Source organism: Veillonella dispar (genome assembly GCF_937975875.1).
In the GTDB taxonomy this organism is placed as follows: domain Bacteria; phylum Bacillota; class Negativicutes; order Veillonellales; family Veillonellaceae; genus Veillonella; species Veillonella dispar_B.
The window spans coordinates 1-4,604 of record NZ_CALJSP010000081.1 but is presented as its reverse complement, the minus strand read 5'-3'; the positions used below and the strand labels follow the sequence as shown (position 1 = coordinate 4,604).

The window sequence follows — 4,604 nt, the reverse complement described above, 5'->3', positions numbered from 1 at the left end:
CGTTATAATGCAGAAACAGAAGCTGCTATTCAAGAAACGAAAGATATATTAGCAGGAAAAGTAAAAGCAAAATCATATGCTAATGTAAAAGAAATGATTGAGGATTTAGGATTGGAGTAATCAGTTATGTTGAGATTAGTGCTTAGCAGTAAGTTCAAAAAGGACCTAAAGCGCTCCAAGAAACGCGGTAAAGATCTCAATAAACTCTATTCAATCATCACTAAATTACAGAATCAAACGCTATTAGATCCTAGTCACAAAGATCATCCATTAACAGGAAACTACGAAGGCTTTAGAGAATTACACATCGAGCCAGATTGGCTTCTAATTTATGCAATTAAAGATGACATATTAGTATTATCTTTAACTCGCACGGGCAGCCAATCAGATTTATTCTAACGAAGTTAAAGAGGAATGCTTTTGCATTCCCCTTTTTATTTCCAAAAAATTTTTACCAATAAATATCACAAATCTATCCTATTTGATAGTATCTATCGCAAATCATTCTACTATTCAAAATTATTGTAGGTGCTATAATGAACTCAACAAAAGGAACAGGTGCTCATATGATACTAAATGCACTATTCCAAAACTATAGTTAGTAATTATAAGGAGGAAATAATCATGACACATACACAATTAACACAACTCGTACAAGCTTTATTAGATGCACCTACAAGCAATGAAACAGTAAAGGAATTCGCTCAATCTTGGATTAATGCAGAAGGTACACCTAAACAAGAAGAACTTACAAAACAACTCGTATCCATAGCAGAACAAAACATTGCACTTATCGACGAAACAATCGGCTTTGCAGGCTCTGAACTTGCTACACAAATCCTTGGCGAAGAAGGCGCAGCTAACCTATTACAACATGCTAAAGACATTAAAGCAGAAGGCGCAGAATTCTGCGACTGCCCTGGCTGTGTAGCTGCTAAAAATATTATTGATTTGAAAGCGGAAATTGCATAAGAATATATAGAAAATGGCTCCCTTATAAGGAGCCATTTTTTATATATCGCTTGCTAAAAGTTTTACGTTGTTTCTTGATATCAATATAAAAACTTATATAGAACCAATAGATGCAAAGCCCATAAACAACATATAGTAAATTAATTATATCACCTAAAAAGCTAATATTCTTATATTCATAAGTATTTTTCGTCCAGGAAAAGATAAGCATCATGCATGCAATTCGCAGTTATAAGATCGCAATTATATAGCATTTGCATTACAATATAAGTAATAGGAGGTGATACTATGGCTAAAACGGCCTCTATCAGTTTACGTATCGAGCCAGCTGTAAAAGCACAATTAGAAGCACTATATGCTAGCTTTGGCATTTCCGTAACTGATGCGATTAATATTTTTCTCCACACATCACTAATGGAAGGCGGATTCCCATTTCAACCTAAACAACCTCGTTATAATGCAGAAACAGAAGCTGCTATTCAAGAAACGAAAGATATATTAGCAGATGAATTGCAATAAGTAATGCGACAAAATTAAATCAATTTTTTAATCTCATGTTTAAACATGTCAAATGGTGTTTTAAATCCAAGGCATTTTCTAGGTCGATTATTAATCAGCACTAGTGCTTCTGTTAGTTTATCTAGTGTTACTTTAGCTAAATCGGTTTTCTTAGGAAAAAACTCTCGAAGTAAACCATTACTATTTTCATTAGAGCCACGTTGCCATGCTGCATAAGCATCAGCAAAATACATTGGTATCCCAAACTCGGTTTCAACCTGTTCAAAGCACGCAAATTCTTTACCACGGTCCACGGTAAAGGTTTTAAGTAATTTACTTGTTAATGTGTTGTATAGGGAACTAATAGCTAAAAACATAGAATCCTTAGATCGGTCATCCATCTTTATTGCTATATAGAATCGAGTTTTACGTTCAACAAATGTAGCTAAACACCCTTTACTTTGACCTCTGGAAGACACCATTGTATCTAGTTCCCAATGACCAAAAGTCTCACGGTTTTCAACTTCTTGAGGTCGGTCCTTAATGGTCTTTTTCACATTGAACCGTCCACGCTTTTCTTGAGTACCAGGCTTTTTGCCTTTCCGGCGAAGTACTTTCTCTGTTACAGCAAGAAAACCACGATGGATCCAAGAATATATTGTTTTAAAGCTTAGAACACCAACTAATTCAGAACCAACTATTTCTTCTGGAGACCAAGTTTGTTGTAACCTGGATTCAATTAAAGCCGCTAATTGAGGTGTTAACTTTGTTGGTCTACCTTTATTAGCAGACTTACTAATTGCTAGCTGTTGTGCTTTAATCACAGAATATTCACCTTCAACGCGATTTAAATCCCTTGCTACAGTAGAATGGTGAACGCCGATTAAGCTAGCGATTCTACGAACAGAGTATCCTTCTTTTCGTAAAACTTTTATTTGACTTCGTTTTTCTATGGTAAGATGTATATAACTCATATTAGAGACCTCCGTGTCATGTATTTGTGGTTATTTACATTTTACACGAGATCTCCAATATGAGTCTTTTTATTTGTCGCAATATATTTTACAATTCATCATATACAAAAACGGCCTCTCATGGGGAAGCCGTTTTACGGAACAATATATTTGTGAAAGCTTTACTTCCACAGTCTACTCAGACATTCTTTTGTATCCGTTGAAGCATTTTAAAGCTCACAGCGATATTAACGAAAATAATCAACAGTGTTACGAACGAATAGCCTAATAGCATACAGTTCGCCGATACCACATCATATATCTGATATGTGCAATATCCAGCCGTGACAATACCGCTAAAAACGCCCGGTATATACTGTTGCAGAAAAATACTTTGAATTACATGCCCAATCACATGGTATATATACGCTATGATGACAGTGATGTAAATGTCGAAGCTTTCAAAATACATACTCAAGCCCAGCACAATCAACAAGAGTATGAATTCCTGACAGACGATGGCATTAAATCTGAAGGGTGTAAAAGTGGCTGCTAAAAATTGTTGTTGCAGTTTAGGATTCCTTCGCATGAATCGTGGAAATAGAAGAATCTCTTCAAGTTCGTGCAATATAAAAATGCTCGGGAATAATAAGAAAAAACCATTCAGATCCATAAGATACCTCGTTCACAAGTAAAACTATTTACCACCTTTTTTTACATATGTATCAAGAACTCTTATTTCCCGTAAATAATCTCGTTCAACAGGACTAATAGTTTGATTCTGGTATTTTTGATATTCAGAAAGGACCTTCGCTTGCATTTGTTGATGAGATATATGTCCCTTATCTTGTAATACAGCTTCGCCTGTAGCTGACAAAATCGCATCTATATGCTTTATCCAATCAGCCATTGTCATAGGGACTTCACGCTGGGCCTGTCTTTCCGCAAAATCCAAGTATCCTGAAACTAATTGATTGAGCCCTTGTAATTCTTTTTCTGTAAGATAATTTTTAGCAATTTGAGCCTCTTTCAATGTAGGTAATTCTCCTTTGAAAGTAGTCAATCCCATAAACTCTTTTTTGCTATCTACACGTTTATAAATAACTTCACTAGCCGTATTATGATGAACAGCAAAATGCATCTTATTTTGTACTGTAGCAAAAAATGATTTTGCTTCTACGGATATCGGATTATAATCAACAGCAGTAGAAAATAAGTCCAGCACTTGACGATAAAAAACCTTTTCACTAGAGCGAATATCTCGAATTCGATCTAATAACTCTTTAAAATAGCTGCCACCACCTAATTCTTTCAGTCGCTCATCATCAATAGCAAACCCCTTTATCAAATAATCCTTTAATACGGTTGATGCATATTTTCTGAATTGAATTCCTCGCGGCGATCGAACACGATATCCTATGGCTAAAATCATATCTAGATTATAATAAGCTAACTTTCTTTCAACTGTCCGAGTACCTTCATTTTGAACTGTCAACTTATAGTTGACAGTTTCTTCTTCAGACAATTCCAAATCTTGAAATATAGATTTAATATGCTTGCTAATATTTTGTTTTGTCGTTTGAAATAATTCTGCTATTTCACTTTGACTTAACCAAACAGAACCATCATCAAGTATAAGATTTATTTTAGCTTTTCCATCTTCAGTATTATAAATAATTATATTATTCATCTGAAAGCCTTTCTACCATTACGCCCATAGTAATTCAATATATGTATATCAAATCTTAAAATTAGTATATGTTAAATTAAAAGAAGCCTTCTATATTACTATCATTGTAACACAGAAGGCTCAAGAATTTATCCACTATTAAATTTTTAAAACTGCATTGATTTAACTTGCACACGCAGTACAGTTTTCAATTTAGCGGGCTCCACCTTTCGCGCATCAGACAAGTAGATTTCCCGATGCCACTCGTCGTTAGCACGTTGTAAATTATGAGCAGCGCAGAATTCATCTACTTTCATAAACGATTCCGGTTCATCATCATAAGGCCCGACATGCAATATCTGCACGCAATCCCCATCCTCAATTGATTCGAGCCGCACATCCTTAAATCGAGACAACGATTTTTTCTTGGATACATTCATAATGGCCGCCTCCAACATGACCTCCACCAAAATTAATCCATTTCAACTGAGAAAACCATTTGCCGAACTTCT

The 4,604-nt window shown here is 35.1% G+C and carries 7 protein-coding genes; 3 read left to right on the top strand and 4 right to left on the bottom strand.

What is annotated here, in order from left to right:
* Positions 1-126 precede the first annotated feature (126 nt).
* The 3 genes from Q7P05_RS03795 (at position 127) to Q7P05_RS03785 (ending at position 1,491) form a co-directional block, all read left to right on the top strand.
* On the top strand, positions 127-399 hold the full coding sequence (locus tag Q7P05_RS03795) for a type II toxin-antitoxin system YafQ family toxin (RefSeq protein WP_303930568.1): 273 nt from the start codon (positions 127-129) through the stop codon (positions 397-399).
* 225 nt (positions 400-624) lie between these two features.
* Positions 625-972, top strand: coding sequence for a hypothetical protein (locus tag Q7P05_RS03790; RefSeq protein ID WP_303930566.1), 348 nt, complete (start codon positions 625-627; stop codon positions 970-972).
* Between the two features lie 288 nt (positions 973-1,260).
* Entirely contained in the window at positions 1,261-1,491 is a 231-nt protein-coding gene (locus tag Q7P05_RS03785) for a type II toxin-antitoxin system RelB/DinJ family antitoxin (RefSeq protein WP_303930564.1), read from the top strand.
* Positions 1,492-1,505: 14 nt separating this feature from the next.
* Here Q7P05_RS03785 and Q7P05_RS03780 read toward each other — a convergent pair whose 3' ends face one another.
* From Q7P05_RS03780 to Q7P05_RS03765, 4 genes are all read right to left on the bottom strand, one after another.
* Positions 1,506-2,444: an IS30 family transposase gene (locus tag Q7P05_RS03780; protein WP_303930561.1), complete on the bottom strand. Its 939-nt coding sequence runs from the start codon at positions 2,442-2,444 to the stop codon at positions 1,506-1,508.
* A gap of 178 nt (positions 2,445-2,622) precedes the next feature.
* On the bottom strand, positions 2,623-3,096 hold the full coding sequence (locus Q7P05_RS03775; RefSeq protein ID WP_005387404.1) for an HXXEE domain-containing protein: 474 nt from the start codon (positions 3,094-3,096) through the stop codon (positions 2,623-2,625).
* A 24-nt stretch (positions 3,097-3,120) separates the two neighbouring features.
* On the bottom strand, positions 3,121-4,113 hold the full coding sequence (locus Q7P05_RS03770; RefSeq protein WP_005387399.1) for a virulence RhuM family protein: 993 nt from the start codon (positions 4,111-4,113) through the stop codon (positions 3,121-3,123).
* A 146-nt stretch (positions 4,114-4,259) separates the two neighbouring features.
* Positions 4,260-4,550, bottom strand: coding sequence for a GyrI-like domain-containing protein (locus tag Q7P05_RS03765; protein ID WP_303930569.1), 291 nt, complete (start codon positions 4,548-4,550; stop codon positions 4,260-4,262).
* Positions 4,551-4,604: the final 54 nt, after the last annotated feature.

Coding starts and splice junctions, on each gene's coding strand:
- Q7P05_RS03765 (WP_303930569.1), bottom strand. CDS start 4,550: ATGTTGGAGGCGGCCATTATGAATGTATCCAAGAAAAAATCGTTGTCT.
- Q7P05_RS03780 (WP_303930561.1), bottom strand. CDS start 2,444: ATGAGTTATATACATCTTACCATAGAAAAACGAAGTCAAATAAAAGTT.
- Q7P05_RS03790 (WP_303930566.1), top strand. CDS start 625: ATGACACATACACAATTAACACAACTCGTACAAGCTTTATTAGATGCA.
- Q7P05_RS03775 (WP_005387404.1), bottom strand. CDS start 3,096: ATGGATCTGAATGGTTTTTTCTTATTATTCCCGAGCATTTTTATATTG.
- Q7P05_RS03770 (WP_005387399.1), bottom strand. CDS start 4,113: ATGAATAATATAATTATTTATAATACTGAAGATGGAAAAGCTAAAATA.
- Q7P05_RS03785 (WP_303930564.1), top strand. CDS start 1,261: ATGGCTAAAACGGCCTCTATCAGTTTACGTATCGAGCCAGCTGTAAAA.
- Q7P05_RS03795 (WP_303930568.1), top strand. CDS start 127: ATGTTGAGATTAGTGCTTAGCAGTAAGTTCAAAAAGGACCTAAAGCGC.